This window comes from Candidatus Nucleicultrix amoebiphila FS5 (assembly GCF_002117145.1).
Taxonomy (GTDB): domain Bacteria; phylum Pseudomonadota; class Alphaproteobacteria; order Caedimonadales; family Nucleicultricaceae; genus Nucleicultrix; species Nucleicultrix amoebiphila.
The window spans coordinates 647,773-668,949 of the sequence record NZ_CP008743.1 but is presented as its reverse complement, the minus strand read 5'-3'; the positions used below and the strand labels follow the sequence as shown (position 1 = coordinate 668,949).

Sequence of the window (21,177 nt, the reverse complement as noted above, 5' to 3'; positions counted from 1 at the left end):
ATGAAAGGTGATCGTTTAGAGTGTCTGTGGAAATTTAGTCTTAAACATAAATTCTTAAGCGTCTTTATCTTAGGTGCAATGGCAAGCCTCAGTTTTCCTCCTGTCGGTTTTTTTCCTATTCTTTTTTTTACATTTCCTCTTTTCTTTATGTTTTTAGAACAAATGCCTAAATCCAAATCGGCTTTTTGGCTTGGTTGGTGGTTTGGTTGGGGGCATTTTATTGCTGGTATGTATTGGATTGTATTTGCTTTAGGGGTAGATATAAAAAGTTTTGCCTGGCTTGTTCCATTTACTCTCTTTGGTCTTCCTGGATATTTGGCTCTTTACCCAGCAGTCGTATCCTTAATTACGAGTTTTTTACCTTTTTCAGGGGTCAAACGGATTCTCATTTTTGCCTTATTATGGTCATTGTTCGAATGGGTGCGTGGTTGGTTATTTACAGGGTTTCCTTGGAATCTTTTAGGATATAGCTGGAGTCAATCACTTTCTATGCTGCAATCTACAGCTTTGTTTGGTGTCTTAGGGCTTGGGTTTTTTACGATTCTTTGGTCACTGCTTCCTCGCATTTTTTTTGATAAAAAAACTTTTAGGAAGGACAAAGTGTTCTCTTTTCTAGGATTATCTTTGATGATTCTATTTTGGGTAGGAGGAAATATAAGGCTTCATGATGCTCCAAAAGATCATGTGGAAAATATTTATCTAAGGTTAGTTCAACCGAATGTTGCTCAAAAAGAAAAATGGAATCATAAAAACATATTACCTAATTTTCAAAAGCTGCTTACTCTTTCTTCAAAGCCTAGCGACAAACCAATTACTCATGTAATTTGGCCTGAAGCAGCTATTTCATTTTTTCTAGAGAGCGATGAAGAAGCACGTCTTGCCATTGCCAGCGTAGCACCAAAGAATGGTGCTGTTCTTTTAGGTGCTCCTCGACGAACCTACGCTCCTCAACCTCTTCAGCTTTGGAATAGTTTTTTTATTGTGAGTCATTCGGGAGCTATTCTGGGCAATTATGATAAAAGTCATCTAGTTCCTTTTGGTGAGTTTGTACCGTTACGTTCTATTGTTCCAAGTTTTATTAAAAAAGTGACCGCTGGAATGGTTGATTTTTCAGCAGGGGAAGGATTGAGATCGATCGATTTAGAAGGACCTTTACCAGCTTTTTCTCCACTCATCTGTTATGAAGGAATTTTCCCTTCGGAAGTGGTTTCTAAGAGAGATAAAAGACCAGAGTGGTTGTTGAACGTAACTAACGATGCTTGGTATGGGCCAACTTCTGGGCCGTATCAGCATTTTGAAATTATTCGTGTACGCGCCATTGAAGAGGGGGTACCCGTAGTGCGTGTTGCTAACACTGGGATTTCTGGTGTACTTGATGCTTATGGACGTACGGAAGCAGAGTTAGGATTAGAAAAAATGGGGGTGATCGATGCGGAACTTCCTAAGTCATTGGATTACTTAACTTTATATGCTGAGTATGGGGATAGGACATTTTTTGCGCTACTGACGACATTTTTAGGGCTTTGTTTTTTTCTATAGATCAATCAATCGAACAATTTTGATATACCTTTTCAGTGCACCCTTTTGATACACTGACCATTTCAAAGCGTAGGGTTTTCCGTGCTTATTAAATTGAATGCCAATAATACCTGTGCCAACGCCTCTTAGTGTCTTTGTACGTTGGTCACATAAACCGTGAGGAGATTGTGTAGAGTCAAGGATTTTTAACCACAAGCATTTTTCTGTTCTATAATATTCGTCTATAACAATCATCATATGTTGACCTGAACAGCGTTTTACATATTGATCTGTTTTATGAGTTGTGTAAGCAATGATATCTCCTTTTTTAAGAGAGAAAACTGATGGTATTGCTTGCCAGTGTCTGCTTTTTTGAGTGCCTTTTTCAAGCTGCGAAATAAAATCAACGTAATGCAAGGGCGCGGGGAGACCTTGAGAGTCTAAAGAAGGACGCATTTTTCCAATAGTATTGATATGTCGATTGAGTTCGAGAAGAGCTTTTGGTTCAACTTGATCTACCAATTTTGTAACTAATCCATAACAATTGACTCGATAAGAGTGTTGTCGAGAATTGAGGTAATTTTCATCTGAGTAAATATTACAAGAAGAGCTACTTTCACAATCCATTATAAGGCGTTGATAAGCTTTTTTAAACCCCGTGTGAGGAAGTGTTGTTTTCTCAAACAAATCACTGGCTTGACTTTGTGTTGTCAGGATAAAAAAGATAAGAATGTTAGAAAAAATAATGTGTGTGAAGATCGTTCCTGCTTTTATTTATAAATCCTTGTACACTGCTAAAACGTATACGACAAGATATTCTTAATGATTTTTACGCAGGGCTTTAAAACTAGCGAGAATGATGAGTACTCCTCCTATGAACATCCATACATCAGGCAATTCATGCCAAAAAATATAACCTAAGATCAACGTCCAAACGACACCTGTATATTCTAAAGGAGCTACAGAAACCAAGCTAGAGCGTTTAATACCTTCAATAATAAATAAAAAAGCGAGAGAGTGAACAACTGTAGGAATAAGAAAATAGGACCATTCAATAAAAGAAATATTATAATTTTTAACAAAAGGAACGGCAACAGCCATATTGAAAAGGGCAGTGTAAAAAAGAATGGCTTCGGTCGTGGCTTTTGCCGACAGAAATTTAATAAGTAATAGGGAAAGAGCCCAAAAAAGTGCTCCTAGAATGACATATCCTTTATAAATATCAAAAGGTCCTAATCCTCCACGAAATGAAATAATAACACCAGAGAAACCAACAAGCAGGGCAATGAGAATGCCTTTTGTGGGTTTTTCTTTGAGAAACAAGATGGAAAGAGCAGCAATTAAAAGGGGTGCCATGTGATAATAAATATTATAGCTGGCTAGATCAAGCCCAACTAATGATTTTATGCTAAAATAGATACTCAAAAAACCAAAAAGACTGCGAAGAGTCATGACCCATGCTCGGTCTGTTTTTAGAGACGCTAACTGTCCTCTCAGGACTTGCACACCGAAGATCAACAATACGCCAAAAAAACTACGAAAAAAAATAATATCATAACTAGCGTACTTCTGACTGAGCATTTTTAGCAAAGCGTCATTTACAGCAAATAATAAAACGCCTAGCCCATATAGAGTTGTACCACTCACTTGCAGTCTTGTTAACACGTGCGTTTCCTTAAAATGGCTAAATGCTATTTTATCTATTCTTATAAATTTTAGCTACGGCAAGCGACAAGCAGTCACTTAGAAGAATATTGACTAAAATTGGAGCGGGCGAAGGGATTTGAACCCTCGACCCCAACCTTGGCAAGGTTGTGCTCTACCCCTGAGCTACGCCCGCTTTTCGAGGAATTATGGACGGATAATACGCAAGTGCTATATTTTTGCAAGAGCTTATTTTTCAAGTCTGTGTAAAAATTTCTCTGACTGCGTATAGACTTCATTGGGCCAGCGCCTGTGAAGCCAAAACCACTGGTCAGGATGGGCTCTGATCCAAGTTTCTATCGATGCGTTGATCTCACTTAAAAGTCTTTCTACAGGCTTATCTGGTAATATTGGGGAATGATAAGTCACAAGAAAGTGAGTTTTATCGGTACGAACAACCTGTACAGGCAGAATCGGGCATTTATATTTAACAGCTAACCTCGCAATAGCAGGAGCAGTCATGGCTGGGTAACCAAAAAAGGGAATTGGAAGACCTTCATTCATTTTTTGATCCATGAGCACGCTTAAATGCTCTTCCCGCTGTATGACGTCAATAAGTTGTCTTGCGCCATCAGCCCCCTTTTCAACGAGTTCATCAACGAGATTACCGTGGATGCGACGCACAAGCTTAGAAATAAAGGGGTTATTGACGCGTCGATAGACTTGAGCAATTTTAAACCCTTTTTGTTTTGCAGGCAGAGTAGCAAATTCCCAATTTGCTAAATGACCAAGAACGAAAATAACACTCTTATGAGATTTTTTGAGCTTTTTTAAAATCTCTAATCCTTCAATTTTCACGGGACTCGCAGGCCCAAAAATATCAATTTTGTGTAAATGAGGATATTCAGCAAAGGTGCGTCCTAAATTATCCCACATGCCTTTAATAATTGCATCATGCTCTATGGATGACAATTCTGGGAGTGCAAGTTTGAGGTTTCTTCGAACTCGTTTGTTGGCTCCCAATATAGGGCCAATATGACGTCCCAGCCAACTTCCTAAGGCTGATGATGTTCGAAAAGTCAGGCAGTAGAAAATACCCACAATCACACAAAATGCAACGACTTCAAAAAACTGCCCAATCAATTTTAAGAAAGCTTTCATATCAATACTCTTTCAAGTACCTTCATGAGCTTATGAGGATCATTAAATTTAATGTCCATCGAGATAGGGGTTATCTTCTTTGACCAAGGCTCAGGAATACGTACGTAATCTTTTGTGGTTGTAACTACTGTTAAATCTCCTCCTACCAAACGATTCAATTCTTCTGGGATATAAGGGTGGTGATCACTAAATGAAAAAGTATCAAGTACATGAAGACCAGCGTTTCTTAAAGAGGTAAAGAATTTTTCAGGATTTCCTATTCCTGCAAAGGCGCATAATTTTAAAGTCTTTAATGTTTTAAGGATATTGGGATCTAATTGAGCATGAGCATAAAAAGTTGGTATTTTAAAAGGTTGATGTTGCCAACCCTCACCAACGATAATAACTGCTTGTGCTCTAGATAAACCACTGGCCAAGGACTCACGTAAAGGACCGGCTGGAAAGAGTCTTCCACTCCCCAAACCATAGGATCCATCAATGACAAGTATATTTATATCTTTGTGAAGATATGGATTTTGAAACCCATCATCCATAATAATCACTTCTGCTCCATTCGCTAAAGCTGATTTTGCCCCCTCAACGCGATCAGCAGAGACCCACGTGGGACCTTTTTTAGCCAGCAATAAGGGTTCATCACCAACATCTTCAAAAGTATGGATGTAAGGATCTACCAAGAGAGGGCCTCTCATTTTTCCCTTGTATCCGCGAGTGAGGAAATGTGGTTTTATTCCCATGTTCCTTAAAAGATCATAGATGGCAATTGCGACGGGTGTTTTTCCTGCACCTCCAATAACCACGTTTCCAATACAAATTACAGGAATAGGAAGTTTACTGGCTTTAATTTTAGAACGATAAAAAGTGCTGAAATATTTGTAAAAAATCGCTATGGGGATAAGAAGAAGTCCTCGAATTGAATCTCTTTTATGCCAAAACTTGGGTGCTTTCATTGAAGTCCCTATAAGTTTTTCAAAAATGGATTGAGTGTTTTTATTACGCGAGTCATAGCTTGATCTTCGGATTCAGCGACTCTTAGAGCATTTTTAGCGAGCGTATTTCGAAGACTTTCATTGCGCAATAAACTTTCTATAGCTTCCGCTAAAGTTTGCTCATCACTGATCTCGAGGCTTCCTTGAGCTTTGGCAAAAAGGACAGAGACTGAACGAGCATTATGCATATGAGGTCCATGGAGAATTGCACAATTGAGACGTGCAGGCTCTATAATGTTATGTCCGCCAATGGAAATGAGAGATCCTCCTACAAAAACAATGTTTGCTGCATTATAAAATAATCCAAGCTCACCCAGCGTATCTGCCAAATAAATTTCATCGGTATTGAGTAGTTTATCATTCGTTGATCGACAAGCAACTTTTAGACCGTATTGCTTCATCATAGCTTTGAGCGTAGGACCTCTTTCTGGATGCCTTGGAACAATGACAGTTAATATGTTATTGAAAGATTTTTTCACACGTTGATGGGCCTTTATAATTGAAATTTCTTCACCATCATGAGTGCTTGCTGCGACCCAAAAAGGTCGATTGCCAACAATAGATTTAAACTCCTTCAATTTTTTTAAATCACATTTTAAAGGAGCTGCAGCAAATTTTAAATTACCGGTAGCAATAGGGTTTACGCCACCTAAACTTTTAAATCGTTGCACTTGTTCAGAGGATTGAACCATAAGAGATGAAAACTTTTCTAGAAGAGGGCGAATAAAACCTCGAGCAAAACCCCAACGTTTGAATGATTTATCGGAAAGATGTCCATTAATCAATAAAAGAGGAATATTATGTGCGTGCACAGCCTCAATAAAGTTAGGCCATAATTCAGATTCAATCCAAATGGCAAGATTTGGCTTCCAAGTATCTAAAAATTTGTTCACCCATTGGGGGACATCAAAAGGAATAAACTGATGAATAGCCTGAGAAGGTAACTGTTTTACTAACATTTGTCCCGAAGTGACAGTGACCGAAGTTACAAGAAACTTGATCTCCGGTCTTAACTTAGTAATGTTTTTAATGAGAGTGAGAGCGATTTGAGCTTCACCTACACTAGCAGAGTGAATCCATATCAGACTTCCTTCAGGACGAGGGCGTGAGGAATATCCTTTACGCTCAGGGATTCTTTCAGGCAATTCCTTGCCCTTCTTAATTCGCTCAGCAAGCGTCTGTTGAATGAACCAGGGGGCAATAGTTTTTGAGATAAAACGATAAAGAGGCAACATAACCATATTTCCTAAATGACGGGGTCACGACCGACCATTCCGTCGGCTTTATGGACGAGCTGCGTAAGCTCTCTTTCAAAATTCACACGGACTTCTTCCATCTCATTTTTATTTAGATGAGATGGTAAAGTGAAGGGTGAACCATACATCAACACACCTTTACCGAATGGAAATGGTAATACCAAACGATCCCAAGAAGATAATAGTTTGCGTCGCGAAACAGCAAAAGTAACGGGGATTATTTTTGCACCTGACAAGCGTGCAATTGTTAAGAGGCCTTCTGCTACCTTAAATCTTGGTCCTCTTGGACCATCGGGCGTAATGCCTATAGCATGCCCATTCTTTAAAACCTTTAAAATCGATCTCAAGGCTTGAGCTCCCCCTTTTGAAGAAGAGCCAGCAATCGTCCTTATGCCATAATGGGCAACAGTTCCAGCTATAAGCTGGCCATCAGGATGTGCTGAAATTAACATGTGAAAAGGCTTCTCACTCTCCCATGCAAAACAGGTCATCATTAAGCGATTGTGCCAGAAACAAACAATGATTGGTTCTTTCGAATCCCAAAGAGGTTGTATGTTTTCAAAACCAATTCTTTTCCATTGTATTGTATTATAAACAAACCCAATATATCGAGCAGCGACCCAACATAAAAATTTCAGGAACCAAGTTTTTTTTACAAGTTGCTTCAATTTTTGCTTCATTAAGCTACCTCCTTTTCACTGAGTTGAGATTGTGAAAGTAAAGCATATTGCTTGCTGGTTTTAAGAAGCTCACTGTGGGTGCCTATGGCCTTAATGATACCTTGATCAATCAGAATAATTTGGTCTGCATCTTTTACTGTTGACAGTCGATGGGCGATAATAAGCGTTGTTCTACCCTTCATTAAAGTTCTGAGAGCTTCTTGGACTTTTTGTTCCGAAGCTGTGTCTAAGGCAGAGGTTGGCTCATCCAGTAACAAAATAGGCGCATCTTTTATCATGGCACGGGCAATGGAGAGTCTTTGTCTTTGACCTCCTGAAAGCGAAGTTCCATTTTCACCAATTTGAGTGTCATAACCTTGAGGAAGCGCCATAATAAAATCATGGGCTGCAGCGGCTTTTGCTGCATCAATTATCTGTTCATCACTGGCACCTGGTCGTCCAAAGGCTATATTTGCTTTTACAGAGTCATCAAAAAGAATAATTTCTTGGCTCACTAATGCAATGCAAGACCTTAAAGATTTTAAAGTTACTTTAGAAACGTCTTGTTCGTCGATTTTTACTTGTCCTCTGGTAACGTTGTAAAATCTGGGGATGAGATTTAGCAGGGTTGATTTCCCCCCCCCACTGGGACCAACGAGAGCAGTGGTTTTTCCAGCTTGAATACTGAGAGTGATGTTATTTAAAACATCTGAACGCTTTTTATAGGCAAAATCAATATTTTCAAAGTCAATCTTACCTTTGTTGATTTTGATATCTTGTGCTGACTCTATATCGACAATTCCAGGACGGCGATCCATAAGTTTAAAGACACGCTCAGCAGAGGCTAATTGCTCTTGTAAGTTAGCATTAAGATTAGCTAAGCGTTTTAAGGGTTCGTAAGTCATAATTAAAGCAGTTATGAATGAGAAAAAAGCACCTGGGTTTTGCGTGCCTTGAATAACCTCATTCCCTCCATAGAGGATTACTATGCCAATAGCGACTCCTCCTAGAAATTCCATAAGAGGATGTGAAGCTGATTTCATGCGTGTAGCTTTGAGTGTACGTGAGAAAATCTGTTCAACGTGGTGAGAAACTCGATTTGCTTCAATTTTTTCTAACCCATAAGATTTTATTAAGCGCATACCTTGAAAAGCTTGACTGAGAAGACTTGTAAAACCGGCCATTTCCTCTTGAACATTGCCTGAAACTTTGCGCATGCGTTTGCCAATGCGTATCACGGGAAAAATGGCAATGGGCAAGACAAAAAGAGCAATGCTAGCTAGCAACCAATCTTGATAGAACATGAGTAAAATAAAGAAAATTAGGGTTAATCCATCTTTACAGAGGTTAGTGAGAGTGCCTGTTACAGCTGTATTAAGCTTATTTACATCATTGGTGAAATGTGAAACTAAGTTACCACTTGTGGTGTTTTGAAAAAACTCAAGGTCATCTAGTATCAGGTGATTAAATAAATCTTTTTGAAGATCAGCAATAATTCTTTGACCAACATGTCCCGTTAAGACAGATTCTATATAGGTTGCAATCCCTTTCACGAGGAAAACTCCCACGACCATAAGTGTGACAGGTAAAAGCATGGTAGCTTTTTTAGCAACAAATATATCATTAATAATGGGTTCAATCAGCTTAGCTGGTGCTACAGAAGCTAAAGCGACAATGATCATAGTGACTGCAGCTAATATAAGATGGCCAAAATAAGGACGCGCGTAATTCTGTATAAGACGCTTTATAAGCGTTGACGTAAAAAAGCTTTGAGTTGGTGAAGATGATTCCGTCTTCATACCGTTCATGGCACTTTAGACGCCAGCAAGCGTCATCCCCTCAATAACAAAAGTTGGTGTATTAGTTGCATAGTTAAATTTCAAATCATTAGCAACTGTAATGTTTTTTAACATCTCCTTAAAAGTTCCAGCGATGGTAATTTGTTGTACAGGGTAAGAAATTTGACCGTTTTCAATCCAAAAGCCACTCGCACCTTCACTATAATCACCAGTGACAGAACTAAAGCCATGCCCTAGAAGATCTGTGACAAAGAAACCATTTTTAATGGATTTTATAAGATCTTCAAAAGAAACCTGTCCTGGTTCTAAATATAAATTCGAAGAAGTTGGAGATGGAGTACTACGTGTTGTGCGCACAGCATGTCCTGTTGATTTTAATTCCATTTTCATTGCTGAACGTGTGTCTAACAACCAACTTTTTAAAACGCCTTTTTCGACGAGAAGTCTTTTTTGAGGTAAAACGCCTTCTACATCCACTGGATATGAAGCAAGTCCACGAGCACGTGTTGCATCATCAACAATCGTAATACCTGGCGAAAAGATGAGCTTATTCATCTCATGTTGTAAATAACTCAATCCTGCTTGGCAGACCTTTTGTCCGTTAATAGATTCAGCAAAGTAATTGATAATGTTCTGACCAACACGAGGATGGAAGACAACGGGAACTTTTTGCGAGGAAATTTTTCGAGGATTCAATTTTTTAACGGCCATTTCCGCAACTCTTTTACCGAGCGCTGTGGGGTCCTCAAGTTCATTGAAATAGATGCGATTTGTGCCATCAAATTCAATTTGTTTGTCGAGTCCTTCCCCTGCAATAGCTCCTATGAATATTTGATGAGAAGACTGTGAATAAGTGTTCATAAACCCATGACTATTAGCAACACCAGTTAAGTATGTAGAGAATGTTGTTCCTGATGTTTCAATATTGGTAACGCCTTTTATAGAACGAGCATTTTCTTCGCATGTTTTTGCTCGTTCAATTAACTCATCGATTGAACATTCTGTAGAGTCAAAAAGATCTATAGAGGGAATTTGGTCAGCTTTTGCAAAATTTTCTGCTAACCCGCAATAAGGATCTTCTGGCACATGCTTCACCATGTCCACAGCTTGTTGAGCCATGTCCACTAAGGAATCAAAAGAAGTATCTGTTGTTGAAACAAGAGCTTGGCGCTTTCCCTTAAAAACACGTAGTCCAAGCTCTATTGAGGACGCTTTTTTCACTTTCTCGAGAGCCTGATTGCGCACATTGACAGACACAGTATTTTTGTGAAAAGCAATAACATCAGCTGCATCTATACCCTTTTTCATAGCTTCCGTTAGCGCATTTTCTATAAGCTGCTTAAAATCATTTTCTTGCATTAACCGCTTTCCTCACAAAGAATCAATTATCTGGCCTTAGATATAGTTTAAAGAGGTTCCTTTCGTCTAGTCAAAAGCAGCAAGACCAAATAATCTAAAATTTTGACTGTTTTGATATCATTAGGCGTATTATCTAGTTATAATCAAGAAAAATATATTTTATTAGTTGATTATCTTTTCCTAGTTGACGTATAAATATAGGTGACAGGTTTTATTTTGAGATTTAATGGCAAACATAAATAAAAAAGTCTCTTTAACATTTCTTGTGGCAGCAACCATTTCTCTTGGTTTTATGTCAACAGATATCTACGCACCAAGTATGCCCGATATGGGGGTTTATTTTGGGGTTGATGAAAATATCATTCAAATTACTGTTGCTAGCTGCCTTTTGGGAGCTTCCCTTTCAGGGCTTATTGGTGGAGCTTTGTCTGACTTTTTGGGGAGAAGGCCATTGATGGTTTGGGGAATAGCGTTATTTACGTTATCTAGTCTCATTAGCACTGTATGTTCTTCTATCTCTCTTCTTATTATTTCGCGTTTTATTCAGGGCAGTGGAATCGGGATTTTTAATGTTGTAGGGCTGGCTACACTTCAAGAGACTTATTCACCAAAAGAAAGCGCAAAGGCTATGGCTCAGATGGAGATGATTTTTACTATTTTGCCAACGATCACTCCTGTTTTAGGAGGGTACGTTCATATTATGTTAGGCTGGCGCGCCAACTTTCTAATTATTCTAGTTGTAGCTCTTTTAGTTCTTGCGGGAGTTTTTGTCTTTTTTAAAGATAAGAAATCTACATTATCTTTACCACAGCTTAAATTATTTTCTTTTTTTGAAAACTACAGCTCCTTAACCAAAAACAAGGCATTTATGGGATATGTTCTTTTGTCGCCTATAATTTATGGTGCGGAGATATGTTTAATGACAATTTTGCCTTTTTATTGTATTCAATACTGGCAAATTTCTCCTGATATTTATGGCTTCTGGGTGGGAGCTACTTTTGCGGCTTATGGTTTTGGTTCTTTAGTGACGAGTCGTATTATCGATTCATTGGGGCTCAAACGAACGATGCTGCTGGGGTTAAGCATTATTTTTGTCAGTAGTCTTTGTCAGATGGCAATGAGTCTGTCGTCTGATCCATTACCAATAATTCTTATTGTGTTTTTAAGTTGTCATCAGTTTGGTATGGCAGTGCTTTATGCTCCATCAATTGCTAAAGCTTTATCTGCAGTTCCAAAAACAAAAGGGTCGGCCTCGGCCATTCCTAATATGCTCTTTATGGTAGCTGCAACTTTAGGAGCCACTTTTGCAGGATTATCAGAGCAAAAAACGCTTACATTTGGTGCTTTTACCATGGTAAGTCTTTCCTTTGTTTCTCTTAGTTTATTTCTGATTATTTCGTTAAAAGGGAAGCTCTCCTCTATCGGTTCAGTCTTAGGGGCAAGAGGTTAAGGTAGTCTTTGAAAAATAAAATAGTGACAAACACGTCCTTTTTTGAGAGCCTTTTGCTCATAACGAGTTGATGGCCAATCTGGAGGCCTTTTTGTGTATCTTTTGATTAATAGAAAATCATGTTGCTTTTGAAAAATATCTTCTATCCATTCTAAGTAAGAGACATCATCGCTTGCGATTCTTAATTTTCCGCCTAGTTTTAAGAGTCGAGCAAAGATTTTTAAATTTTCAGGGTTAATGAGACGACGTTTATGATGGCGAGCTTTTGGCCAAGGGTCTGGAAATAGAATAAAAATTTGATCTAAAGATTCATCAGAGATACCTCTTAAAAGAGGGCGTACATCGTCAGGATAAAGACGGATGTTATTAAGTCTGAATGCATGCATTTGTTGTACACAATTGACTAGACCATTTAAAAACACTTCAACGCCAATAAAACCAGTGGAAGGGTTATTTTTGGCTTGCGTGATTAAATGCTCACCACTGCCGAATCCTATCTCAAGATTATAATGATCATAAGGCTGTTGAAATAACTCCTGAATATTAAGAAATTTTGAATCTATTGGTAAATGAATAGCATTTTTTTCTAATGCTGACTGTAATAAATCTAGTTGCCCTGTGCTTAAGGTGCGGCCTTTGCGACGACCATAGAATTTCTCTTTGAATGTATTCTCCATGACATTTTTTCATAGCAAACAAAAATCATCTTGTCAGTAAAGATTAAAAAAAATGACACAAACTTTAAGAGTTTGTGTCATGAGTGATAGATCAATTTATTTTTTAGAATTTCATCAGTTGGATAATTTGAAGTATGTACTAATGTGATATGGTGTGTCCCAAGGATGAATGAAAGTAATAGTATACTTGTCGTAATTTTTAGTTTCATCATTAATTCTCCAGATTTTATTTTAAAAACGGGAGTGTTTTTAAATCATTCTTACGATTTTAAAAACATATTAATTATTGATTAATTATCAAAGAACTCTCATTTTATTCTGACACAAAACCATTGTGAGAATATAGTGCCTTAGACAGGGGTTTTCTTAACGAAACAGTTATCTTTTTGTGAAATTTTGTCTATAATATGTCTTTTAAAAGTAAGAACTAGAGTATAATGAGATATTAATGACGCAAGGCCAAACAAAACAAGGCCTCCTTGAAAAGGCTGTGAGTGTACTCGTTGCTGAATTTGGCAAAGATCATAAGCAAAATATTACCCACTTTATAGAGAATCTTTTCGAACATTCCCCTCCTACGGAGTGGAGTAAACTTAAAGTTGAAGAAGTCGTTGAGGGACTCAGCCGACTTTGGAAATTGATTGCAGTGAGACCAAAAAGCAAAGAAAAATTTGAAGTCTATCATTGGAAGCCTAAGGGAAAATCCGCTGTTGCAGAACGTGTTATCATCGACTTTGTGAACGATGATATGCCTTTTTTGGTGGATTCTTTGATTCAAGTATTAGGACGTGAAGGCATTCGTCCTCGTCTTGTTTTGCATCCCGTATACCTTGTGAAGCGCGATAAAAGTGGACATCTTCTGTTCTTAGAAAGATCTAATGGGTCTAAAGAAAAAGGAACGTCTGAATCCATTATCCATTGTGAAATAACAGAGGGTATTACATCTGATTTAATCGACGTTTTAAAGAATAAGCTTCCTGAAATTTACACAGAAGTTCGTCGCGCCACGAGTGATTGGGCAGAGATGCGACAAAAAATAGATGTTGCAGTGCAAGATTTGGCAGGGGTTTCTAGGGTTCTTAAAGCAGATCAAACAGAAGAAGTTCTTGAATTTCTCAAATGGATTAAAGATGACCATTTTACTTTTCTCGGTTATTGTAAATATGATTTGGTGACGTCTTCTGGAAAACTTTTAAAGGAGCCGTCGACAACAGATACATTAGGTGTTCTTAAAGAAAAAAAACTTCATAACCTGAGCGTTCTTTATGAGGGGATTACATTTAATTCTTTGGCGAGGCGTTATATCTATGAACCAGTCCCCATTGCCATCAATAAAACATCAAAAATTTCCAATGTTCATCGTGCAGTTCCTATGGATTCCGTTTGGGTGAAGCGCTTTAATGCGAGGGGCCAGGTTATAGGGATACACATTTTTGTGGGATTATTTACATCTGTTGCTTACGACAGCAGTGCCCGTGATATACCATTATTACGCCGTAAGATCATCCAGATTTTGGAGTACTCGAATCTTTCCTCCCATTGGCATGACGGCAAAGGTCTTATTCATATTTTGGATTCCTTGCCTCGAGATGAACTTTTTCAAGCAACGGTTCCTGAACTTTCAGAAATTGGATTAGCAGTTTTACGTCTACAACAGCGTCCGAGAGTTGCTCTTTTTGTTCGTCAAGATCAATTTAACCGCTTTTTGTCCTGCTTAGTTTATATTCCCAGAGAGCGATTCGATACTGCTCTGTGTGATGAAATGGGCAATATTTTAGCACAAGAACTAAAAGGTGAGGTAAGCGCTTATAAAGCACAATATGGCGCTCTTGATTTTGCACGTGTGCATTATACTGTTACTTTAAAAGATGGAATTAATGAAAACGCTTCTTATGAAGCTATTGAACAAAAACTTATCAATGCTGCTAGACTGTGGAAAGATGACTTACGTGTAAGCCTCAATGAAGTTTTTTCAGAAACTGAGAGTGCTGTTTACTATCGACGTTATCGAGATGCTTTTGGACGTGGATATCAGGAACGTTTTAAAGGCTCTACTGCAGTTCTTGATATCATTGAAATTGAAAAGGTGTTGAAAAGCCAAAAGCGTTATGCACGTTTAACTGCAGACGAGACATCCAATAATTCTTCCATCAAGTTAAAGATATATAATTACAAAACACCTATACATCTGTCTGATATTCTGCCTGTTTTAGAAAATTTAAATCTCAGAGTGATTAGTGAAATTCCTTTTAAAGTAAAAGCTAGTGACCAAGTGACAGAGATTTGGATACATGACTTTGAAGCAGAAAGTAAAGATAATAGACTCATTGATATCAAGGTTGTTAGCCAAAAATTCTTAGAAGCTCTTAATAAAGTCTGGGAACAAGAAATTGAAAATGATGGTTTTAACAAACTTGTTTTGCGCGCTCAATTGGATGTGCGTCAATGCATGTTGCTGAGAGCTTATGCTAAGTACTTACGACAACTTCAACTGCCTTTCAGTAAAGAATACATTGAGACGACCTTAGTTAAAAATCCTGAAATAATATCTTCTCTTGTTCAACTTTTTGAGAGAAAATTTGATCCTAAAATTAAAACTGAAGACTCTAAATTGATTGCAAAAATCAATAAAGATTTGGATCAAGTTGTGAGTATTGATGAAGATCGAATTTTAAGAGGATATCTGAATTTGATTCAAGCATCTGTCAGAACTAATTATTATCAACGTACTGCTGATGGATCGGTCAAGCCATACTTTTCAATCAAATTTTTATGTTCAAAAATTGATGAAATGCCACTTCCTAAACCAATGTTTGAGATTTTTGTTTATTCTCCGCGTTTTGAAGCGGTGCATTTGAGGGGAGGGAAAGTAGCACGTGGGGGGATTCGTTGGTCTGATCGTTTGGAAGATTTCCGCACTGAAATTTTAGGTTTGATCAAGGCTCAGATGGTTAAAAACACAGTTATTGTCCCTGTTGGTTCAAAGGGTGGTTTTGTGTTGAAGCGTGATCTTAAGGGATCAACACGTGATGAGATAATGGCCGAAGGCATTGAATGTTATCGAGGTATGATGTGTGGTCTTTTGGACATCACGGATAATTTGGTGGGAGGGAAAATCATTGCGCCTAAAGATGTAGTGCGTTGGGATGAAGATGATCCCTATTTGGTTGTTGCAGCCGATAAAGGAACAGCAACTTTTTCTGACTACGCTAACGGAGTTTCTAAGGATTACAAGTTTTGGCTCGATGATGCTTTTGCGTCAGGAGGATCTGCAGGTTATGACCATAAAAAGATGGCTATTACTGCCCGGGGTGCTTGGGAATCAGTCAAACGTCACTTTAAAGAGATGAACATCGATATCACAAAGACTTCAATTACCGTGATTGGTATTGGCGACATGTCAGGAGATGTCTTTGGAAATGGAATGTTGCTATCGAAGCACTTGAAGTTGTTGTTCGGTATTGATCATCGTCACATCTTTATTGATCCAGATCCAGATCTCGTTACAAGTTTTAAAGAACGTCAAAGACTCTTTAATTTACCTCGTTCAAGTTGGATGGATTATGACAAAAAAATTCTGTCAAAAGGAGGGGCTATTTTTGAACGTACTTCAAAAGAAATTATTCTGACGCCTGAAATTAGAAATCTTCTGGGGTGGGGACAAGAGAAAATTACTCCCAATCGACTTATTCAAGAAATTTTAAAGTATCCAGCTGATCTTCTTTGGTTGGGGGGTATAGGGACTTTTATTAAATCTTCAAGAGAAAGCAATGCTGATGTTGGCGATCGTACCAACGATTCTATTAGAGTTAATGCGCGTGATATCCACGTCAAAGTTGTAGGTGAAGGAGCTAACCTAGGTGTAACTCAATTAGGTCGTATAGAGTTTGCTAACTTAGGTGGCCACATCAATACTGATGCGATTGATAACTCTGCTGGTGTTGATTGTTCAGATCATGAAGTAAATATCAAAATTCTTCTCAATGGTATTATGAAAGAAGGGACTCTTAATCTAAAAGAACGTAATAAACTTTTAGAGACAATGACCGACGAGGTTGGGGAGCTTGTTTTGCGTGACAACTATATGCAAACTCAAGCACTAAGCTTGTTACGTGAAATGGGGGTTCAGAATTTGGATCATCAAATTAAAGTGATGAACAGCCTTGAAAAACATGGAAAACTCAATCGAGCGTTGGAATTTCTTCCTGATGATAATACTTTGCAGGAGTATATTGCCTCTCAACGTGGACTTAGTAGGCCTGAGTTGGCTGTTTTGATGGCTTACAGTAAAATTTACACCTATGATCAGATTCTAGCCAGTAATGTTCCTGAAGATTTTTATTTTGAAAGTGCTGTGGTTAATTATTTTCCTGAGCCATTGCGTCAAAACTATCGTAAAGAAATTTTACATCATCCTTTAAGACGTGAAATTGTTGCTACCATTGCAACCAATGAACTAATTAATCGCCTAGGCTTAGCTTTTTTACATGAGGCTCAGGAAAAGAGTGGGTGTGATTTTTCAGAAGTAGTACGTGCGTGTTTTGTAATTATAAGCGTTTTTGATTTAAATTCTTTTTGGCATGAAATTGAAAATTTAGATAATAAAGTTCAAGCGTCTGTTCAGTTGCGTTCTATGATGGATATTTTAAAGATTGTGAAAAGAACCACATTGTGGTTGTTACGCTATCAAAATAAAATTGAATCGATAAGCGAAACCTCAAGTATTTTACGTGTGGGTGTTGAATCGTTTCTTTCTGGACTAGCCAATTGTCTAGATGATGAAGGCTATGGTGCTCTTGCAGCCTCTATAAATGCTTATATTACAGATGGCCTTGATTATGATTTTGCTCAACGACTCTCGATTTTGAAAATTGCTGCTTCTTCTCCAGATATAATTCTCATTGCCACTGAAACAGGTAGTACAGTGCAGAACGTAGCCAGTTTATACTTTATGGTTGGCAATCGATTTGGATTTAATCAACTGCGTTTAAGCATTGATAATCTTTCTTCAAGTTCTTTCTGGCATCGTTGGGCAGCTGCAGGTCTGCAAGAAGACCTTTATATTTATCAAAACAATATGGTGATGAGTATTCTCAGTTATATGAGAAGATCCAAGACTCTTGAGAAATTATCTATGACAACGTTGCTTGAAAACTGGATTCATACTTATTCAAGAGATGTTGAACGTGTTGACCAAGTGCTCAACGAAGCCAAACTCCATGGTTTGGGAGATTTTTCTCTTATTACGGTTGTGGCTCGTGAATTAAGGCAGCTTTGTGGCGGTTAGCCTAAGAAACCTTTTTGTATTCAGGCACTAGCAACTGAAGCGCTTTTATTGCTTTATCGGTGAGACGTTGACGCGCTAAGTTTTCTAGTTTGTCTATTGCCGTTAGTAAATGCTTTGGATCATTGATTTGTGTCGTAGCCATCATAATAGTTTCACAAGCTGTTGATTGAAGATTTTCGTTTTTAAAGAATAATTCTTCATGAAGTTTTTCACCTGGACGTAACCCCGTGTAGTGAATGCTAATATCTTCATCTGGTTTAAGACCAACAAGTCTAATCATTTGTTTTGCAAGATCAGCAATATTAATTGATTCTCCCATATCTAATACAAAAATTTGTCCTGTAGATTTATTGGATTTGTAACCAAGGACGGCAGCTTGTAGAATTAATTCGACTGCTTCGTGAATGGTCATAAAGTAGCGGGTGACACGTGGGTCAGTAACAGTGAGAGGTCCTCCTCTTTCTAATTGACGCTTAAAAAGAGGAACAACTGATCCAGTTGAACCTAACACATTACCAAATCGCGTAATGATAAAACGAGTTGAAACGGTTTTCGTGTTGAGGCTATCGAGTGATTGACATAGACACTCTGAAAGACGTTTGCTAGCTCCCATAATGCTAGAAGGGTTAACAGCTTTATCGGTGGAAATAAAGACCATAGCTTTTACTTTAAAATGACGTGCCGCTTCAGCTACATTGCGAGTTCCCACGATGTTGGTCAAAATAGTCTCATTTGGATTTTCTTCAGCAATGGGAACATGTTTTAGAGCAGCTGCATGGAAAATAACATCTGGTTTTTCTTCTCCGATAATTTTGAAGATACGTACCGCATCAGAAACATCAGCGAGGACAGATTTAGAAGAAATATGATGAAACTTTTCCTGAAATTCTAGGTTGATCGAGTAGAGCAAAAATTCTGAATTATCAATTAAAGTCACGTGAGATGGTTTGAATTCTGCTAGTTGACGTATCAGTTCACTCCCAATACTTCCTCCTGCACCAGTAATAAGAATACGACGCTTTTCGATAAAAGTACGCATGGCTTTTCGGTCAAGCGAAACTTGTTGACGACCTAGAAGATCTTCTACAGAGATGGGTTTAATATCAATATGATGGCTTCCTGTAGGTTTATTGAAGTCAGTCAATTTAGGAAGACGTGCAAGATCTACTCGCAAATCATCACAATCCTGCAAAAGTTTTTGTAATTTTTTACCTTTAAAATGAGGATCAGTAATTATCAAATGATGAGGATGAGAGCCTTGACTATCAAGATGTGTCACGACTTCAGGAATATCATCAAGAGTTCCCATAACCTCAATGCCATGGACATATCTACCTACGTCAGCTTTTTTCTCATCAATGATGCCAACAATTTCATAGAGTTTCTTTGCATTATTTTCGACTTCACGAATAAACATTTCTGTCTGGTTATTGACTCCAACTAGTAAAACCCGCGCCTGAGGTGTGGCAGAAAGGTTTTCTTTTTCACTGGTTTCCCAACGGTTACGAAAAACTCGATAAGCGAAACGTGATCCTCCTAAAAATCCCAACATAAGAAAGCAAGCAATTACAATGACAGATCTTGGCATGCTTACGGGGTGAGTCATAATCAGCATAAGTGGGGTGTAGAAAACAACAGTAAAGGCCACTGCTATTGTAATTGCGGAAAGTTCTTTTAAAGACACATAACGCCAGACGCCTCTATAGATTTGACTCCACAAAAAAATTGCTGTGGCAATGAGACCAAAAACAATAGTGTGCTTAAGAATAAAACTAGGAGGATAGCTGACAATATCATCGCCAACTCGTAACCACAAAGCAAAAGGAATTACGATAAGAGAGGCTAAAATATCGTGTAGCAAAGCAATAAAACTACGATTAAAGATGCTCAAATAGTCTGCCGATCGAATTGATTTTACAACTGAGAGCATTTTTTTATCAAAAGCTTTTTTAAAGGAATAATTTATCTTTTTCCTGCTCACATTTATCCTCTTGTGCAAGTATGTTTAGAGATAGTTCGACAATACCATGTTGTGGTAATTTTTAAACCCTCTTCTGCATTGACTAGTGGGCGCCAATGCAAAGATTGTCGTATTTTATTATCATTTACTTCTAGACTTCCATAGACCCTGTCAATAATACCTTTTCGTCCTAGAAGGGAAAAAAATTTTGTTAAAAAAACATAAGGTAATTTAAAAAGCATTGGTTTACGACCAATGTTTTGACGAATAATTGAAACTAAATCACTTGTGGAAACGGTTAAATCTTGAATTAAAAAAGTCTGATTTCTGGCCTTTTTATTTTTAATACATTGCGTTATTGCATCAATAAGATTATCCACATAAATGAAGCTGCGCAGATTGTTGATATGTGCAAAAGGTAAAGGCCAGGAAGAAGTTGCAATTTTAAGGAGAGATCTAAAGTTTCCTTTAACGCCCGGTCCATATATAAGCGGAGGTCTTAAAATCGTATAGCTCATTTTTGAACCTTTAGAGGTTTTGATGAGAGCTTGTTCAGCAAGAAATTTAGTTTTACCGTAATCATCTAGAGGACTTGATTGACCATCTTCACACAATGCTTCGCCAGGGGTTGTAAATTCACCTTGTGCTTTGATGGAACTTAAATAAATGAAATGTTCAACACCTGCTTTTTGGGAAGCTTCTGCCAGATTCCGAGTGCCTTCCACATTTAAAGTATAAAAATTATCATAAGTAAGCGGAAGATAACGTCCATCTTTAACTCCATGGGTTTGACCTGCAAGATGAATAACAACCTGATAATTTTTTAAAATCGATTGCCATTGTGTTGTACCATCAATGGAAGATAGTGTTATATAATTCACTGGATAACTAAGTTTGTTAGGGTTACGAACTATAGCTGTTATATTATGATAGCCATCTTTGATTAGTTTTTCTATGAGTCGCTTACCAACAAAACCAGTGGCTCCAGTAACTAAAATGTTTATCATTTAAGGGTACCCATGGACAAAAGAATTTGCCATGATACTGGGTCAACGGGCATGACAGAAAGACGTCCTTGCTTTACGAGCCCTAAATCCTTTAAACGTTCATCTTTCTTGATTTCAGAGAGCTTGACAGGGACTGTCAAGCTCTTTTCAAAGGCCACCTCTATCATGACAAATCGTCCTGTTTCATCGCTTGGATCAGGGTGTGCTTCTTTGATAACTTTGACAAGGCCCATGATTTGTCGTTCTTCACCAGAATGATAAAAGAGACAAGAGTCTCCTACACGCATAGTTTTCAGATTTTTTGCAGCTTGAAAGTTGCGCACCCCATCCCAATGAGTAGTGCCATTTTTGATTTGATCTTGCCATGACCAAGTAGAGGGTTCAGATTTAATGAGCCAAAAAGCCAAAAGTATC

15 protein-coding genes and 1 tRNA gene are annotated in these 21,177 nt (G+C 37.9%); 3 read left to right on the top strand and 13 right to left on the bottom strand.

The genetic code is table 11. From position 1 onward, the window contains the following. Nucleotides 1-1,539 carry an apolipoprotein N-acyltransferase gene (gene lnt / locus GQ61_RS03195; RefSeq protein ID WP_085783927.1) on the top strand — a complete coding sequence of 513 codons (1,539 nt, stop codon included), beginning with the start codon at nucleotides 1-3 and terminating at the stop codon, nucleotides 1,537-1,539. Here the strand turns inward: lnt and GQ61_RS03190 are convergent. The 9 genes from GQ61_RS03190 to GQ61_RS03150 form a co-directional block, all read right to left on the bottom strand. After that, on the bottom strand, nucleotides 1,534-2,205 hold the full coding sequence (locus GQ61_RS03190; RefSeq protein WP_085783926.1) for a hypothetical protein: 672 nt from the start codon (nucleotides 2,203-2,205) through the stop codon (nucleotides 1,534-1,536). The genes lnt and GQ61_RS03190 overlap by 6 nt on opposite strands. A 132-nt stretch (nucleotides 2,206-2,337) precedes the next feature. Next, the gene (locus GQ61_RS03185; RefSeq protein WP_085783925.1) at nucleotides 2,338-3,183 is read right to left on the bottom strand and encodes a DMT family transporter; all 846 of its coding nucleotides are present in this window, start codon (nucleotides 3,181-3,183) and stop codon (nucleotides 2,338-2,340) included. A gap of 100 nt (nucleotides 3,184-3,283) precedes the next feature. After that, a tRNA-Gly gene (locus GQ61_RS03180) sits at nucleotides 3,284-3,358 on the bottom strand. 53 nt (nucleotides 3,359-3,411) lie between these two features. Further along, nucleotides 3,412-4,323, bottom strand: coding sequence for a lysophospholipid acyltransferase family protein (locus GQ61_RS03175; RefSeq protein WP_085783923.1), 912 nt, complete (start codon nucleotides 4,321-4,323; stop codon nucleotides 3,412-3,414). Then, nucleotides 4,320-5,270, bottom strand: coding sequence for a tetraacyldisaccharide 4'-kinase (gene lpxK / locus GQ61_RS03170; RefSeq protein WP_085783921.1), 951 nt, complete (start codon nucleotides 5,268-5,270; stop codon nucleotides 4,320-4,322). Before lpxK ends, GQ61_RS03175 begins: the two co-directional genes overlap by 4 nt. Nucleotides 5,271-5,278: 8 nt before the next feature. Further along, the gene (locus tag GQ61_RS03165) at nucleotides 5,279-6,544 is read right to left on the bottom strand and encodes a 3-deoxy-D-manno-octulosonic acid transferase (protein WP_198157394.1); all 1,266 of its coding nucleotides are present in this window, start codon (nucleotides 6,542-6,544) and stop codon (nucleotides 5,279-5,281) included. 11 nt (nucleotides 6,545-6,555) lie between these two features. After that, on the bottom strand, nucleotides 6,556-7,245 hold the full coding sequence (locus tag GQ61_RS03160; RefSeq protein ID WP_085783919.1) for a lysophospholipid acyltransferase family protein: 690 nt from the start codon (nucleotides 7,243-7,245) through the stop codon (nucleotides 6,556-6,558). Further along, nucleotides 7,245-9,023, bottom strand: coding sequence for an ABC transporter ATP-binding protein (locus GQ61_RS03155; protein WP_085785054.1), 1,779 nt, complete (start codon nucleotides 9,021-9,023; stop codon nucleotides 7,245-7,247). The genes GQ61_RS03160 and GQ61_RS03155 overlap by 1 nt, the downstream gene beginning before the upstream one ends. A gap of 15 nt (nucleotides 9,024-9,038) precedes the next feature. Then, nucleotides 9,039-10,382: a TldD/PmbA family protein gene (locus GQ61_RS03150; protein ID WP_085783917.1), complete on the bottom strand. Its 1,344-nt coding sequence runs from the start codon at nucleotides 10,380-10,382 to the stop codon at nucleotides 9,039-9,041. A gap of 226 nt (nucleotides 10,383-10,608) precedes the next feature. Here GQ61_RS03150 and GQ61_RS03145 point away from each other — a divergent pair, with 226 nt between their 5' ends. Further along, nucleotides 10,609-11,832 (top strand): MFS transporter, encoded by a 1,224-nt coding sequence (locus GQ61_RS03145; RefSeq protein WP_085783916.1) that lies wholly within the window; start codon nucleotides 10,609-10,611, stop codon nucleotides 11,830-11,832. On the opposite strand, the gene trmB is transcribed toward GQ61_RS03145, so the two are convergent. Next, on the bottom strand, nucleotides 11,829-12,509 hold the full coding sequence (trmB, locus tag GQ61_RS03140; RefSeq protein WP_085783915.1) for a tRNA (guanosine(46)-N7)-methyltransferase TrmB: 681 nt from the start codon (nucleotides 12,507-12,509) through the stop codon (nucleotides 11,829-11,831). The two genes, GQ61_RS03145 and trmB, sit on opposite strands and share 4 nt — an antisense overlap. A gap of 448 nt (nucleotides 12,510-12,957) precedes the next feature. On the opposite strand from trmB, the gene GQ61_RS03135 reads away from it, so the two are divergent. Continuing rightward, nucleotides 12,958-17,796 carry an NAD-glutamate dehydrogenase gene (locus GQ61_RS03135; protein WP_085783914.1) on the top strand — a complete coding sequence of 1,613 codons (4,839 nt, stop codon included), beginning with the start codon at nucleotides 12,958-12,960 and terminating at the stop codon, nucleotides 17,794-17,796. Nucleotide 17,797: 1 nt separating this feature from the next. Here the strand turns inward: GQ61_RS03135 and GQ61_RS03130 are convergent, their stop codons facing one another. The 3 genes from GQ61_RS03130 to GQ61_RS03120 are packed head-to-tail and all read right to left on the bottom strand — an operon-like array spanning nucleotide 17,798 to nucleotide 21,170. Then, nucleotides 17,798-19,777: a polysaccharide biosynthesis protein gene (locus tag GQ61_RS03130; protein ID WP_085783912.1), complete on the bottom strand. Its 1,980-nt coding sequence runs from the start codon at nucleotides 19,775-19,777 to the stop codon at nucleotides 17,798-17,800. 2 nt (nucleotides 19,778-19,779) lie between these two features. Next, nucleotides 19,780-20,763 carry an NAD-dependent epimerase/dehydratase family protein gene (locus tag GQ61_RS03125; protein WP_085783911.1) on the bottom strand — a complete coding sequence of 328 codons (984 nt, stop codon included), beginning with the start codon at nucleotides 20,761-20,763 and terminating at the stop codon, nucleotides 19,780-19,782. Then, entirely contained in the window at nucleotides 20,760-21,170 is a 411-nt protein-coding gene (locus GQ61_RS03120; RefSeq protein ID WP_085783910.1) for an EVE domain-containing protein, read from the bottom strand. The genes GQ61_RS03125 and GQ61_RS03120 overlap by 4 nt, the downstream gene beginning before the upstream one ends. Nucleotides 21,171-21,177 lie beyond the last annotated feature (7 nt).

Bases quoted from the DNA above. Each gene is read 5' to 3' on its own strand.
- lnt (WP_085783927.1), top strand. From the start codon at position 1: ATGAAAGGTGATCGTTTAGAGTGTCTGTGGAAATTTAGTCTTAAACAT.
- GQ61_RS03175 (WP_085783923.1), bottom strand. From the start codon at position 4,323: ATGAAAGCTTTCTTAAAATTGATTGGGCAGTTTTTTGAAGTCGTTGCA.
- lpxK (WP_085783921.1), bottom strand. From the start codon at position 5,270: ATGAAAGCACCCAAGTTTTGGCATAAAAGAGATTCAATTCGAGGACTT.
- GQ61_RS03165 (WP_198157394.1), bottom strand. From the start codon at position 6,544: ATGTTGCCTCTTTATCGTTTTATCTCAAAAACTATTGCCCCCTGGTTC.
- GQ61_RS03160 (WP_085783919.1), bottom strand. From the start codon at position 7,245: ATGAAGCAAAAATTGAAGCAACTTGTAAAAAAAACTTGGTTCCTGAAA.
- GQ61_RS03155 (WP_085785054.1), bottom strand. From the start codon at position 9,023: ATGAAGACGGAATCATCTTCACCAACTCAAAGCTTTTTTACGTCAACG.
- GQ61_RS03150 (WP_085783917.1), bottom strand. From the start codon at position 10,382: ATGCAAGAAAATGATTTTAAGCAGCTTATAGAAAATGCGCTAACGGAA.
- GQ61_RS03145 (WP_085783916.1), top strand. From the start codon at position 10,609: ATGGCAAACATAAATAAAAAAGTCTCTTTAACATTTCTTGTGGCAGCA.
- trmB (WP_085783915.1), bottom strand. From the start codon at position 12,509: ATGGAGAATACATTCAAAGAGAAATTCTATGGTCGTCGCAAAGGCCGC.
- GQ61_RS03135 (WP_085783914.1), top strand. From the start codon at position 12,958: ATGACGCAAGGCCAAACAAAACAAGGCCTCCTTGAAAAGGCTGTGAGT.
- GQ61_RS03125 (WP_085783911.1), bottom strand. From the start codon at position 20,763: ATGATAAACATTTTAGTTACTGGAGCCACTGGTTTTGTTGGTAAGCGA.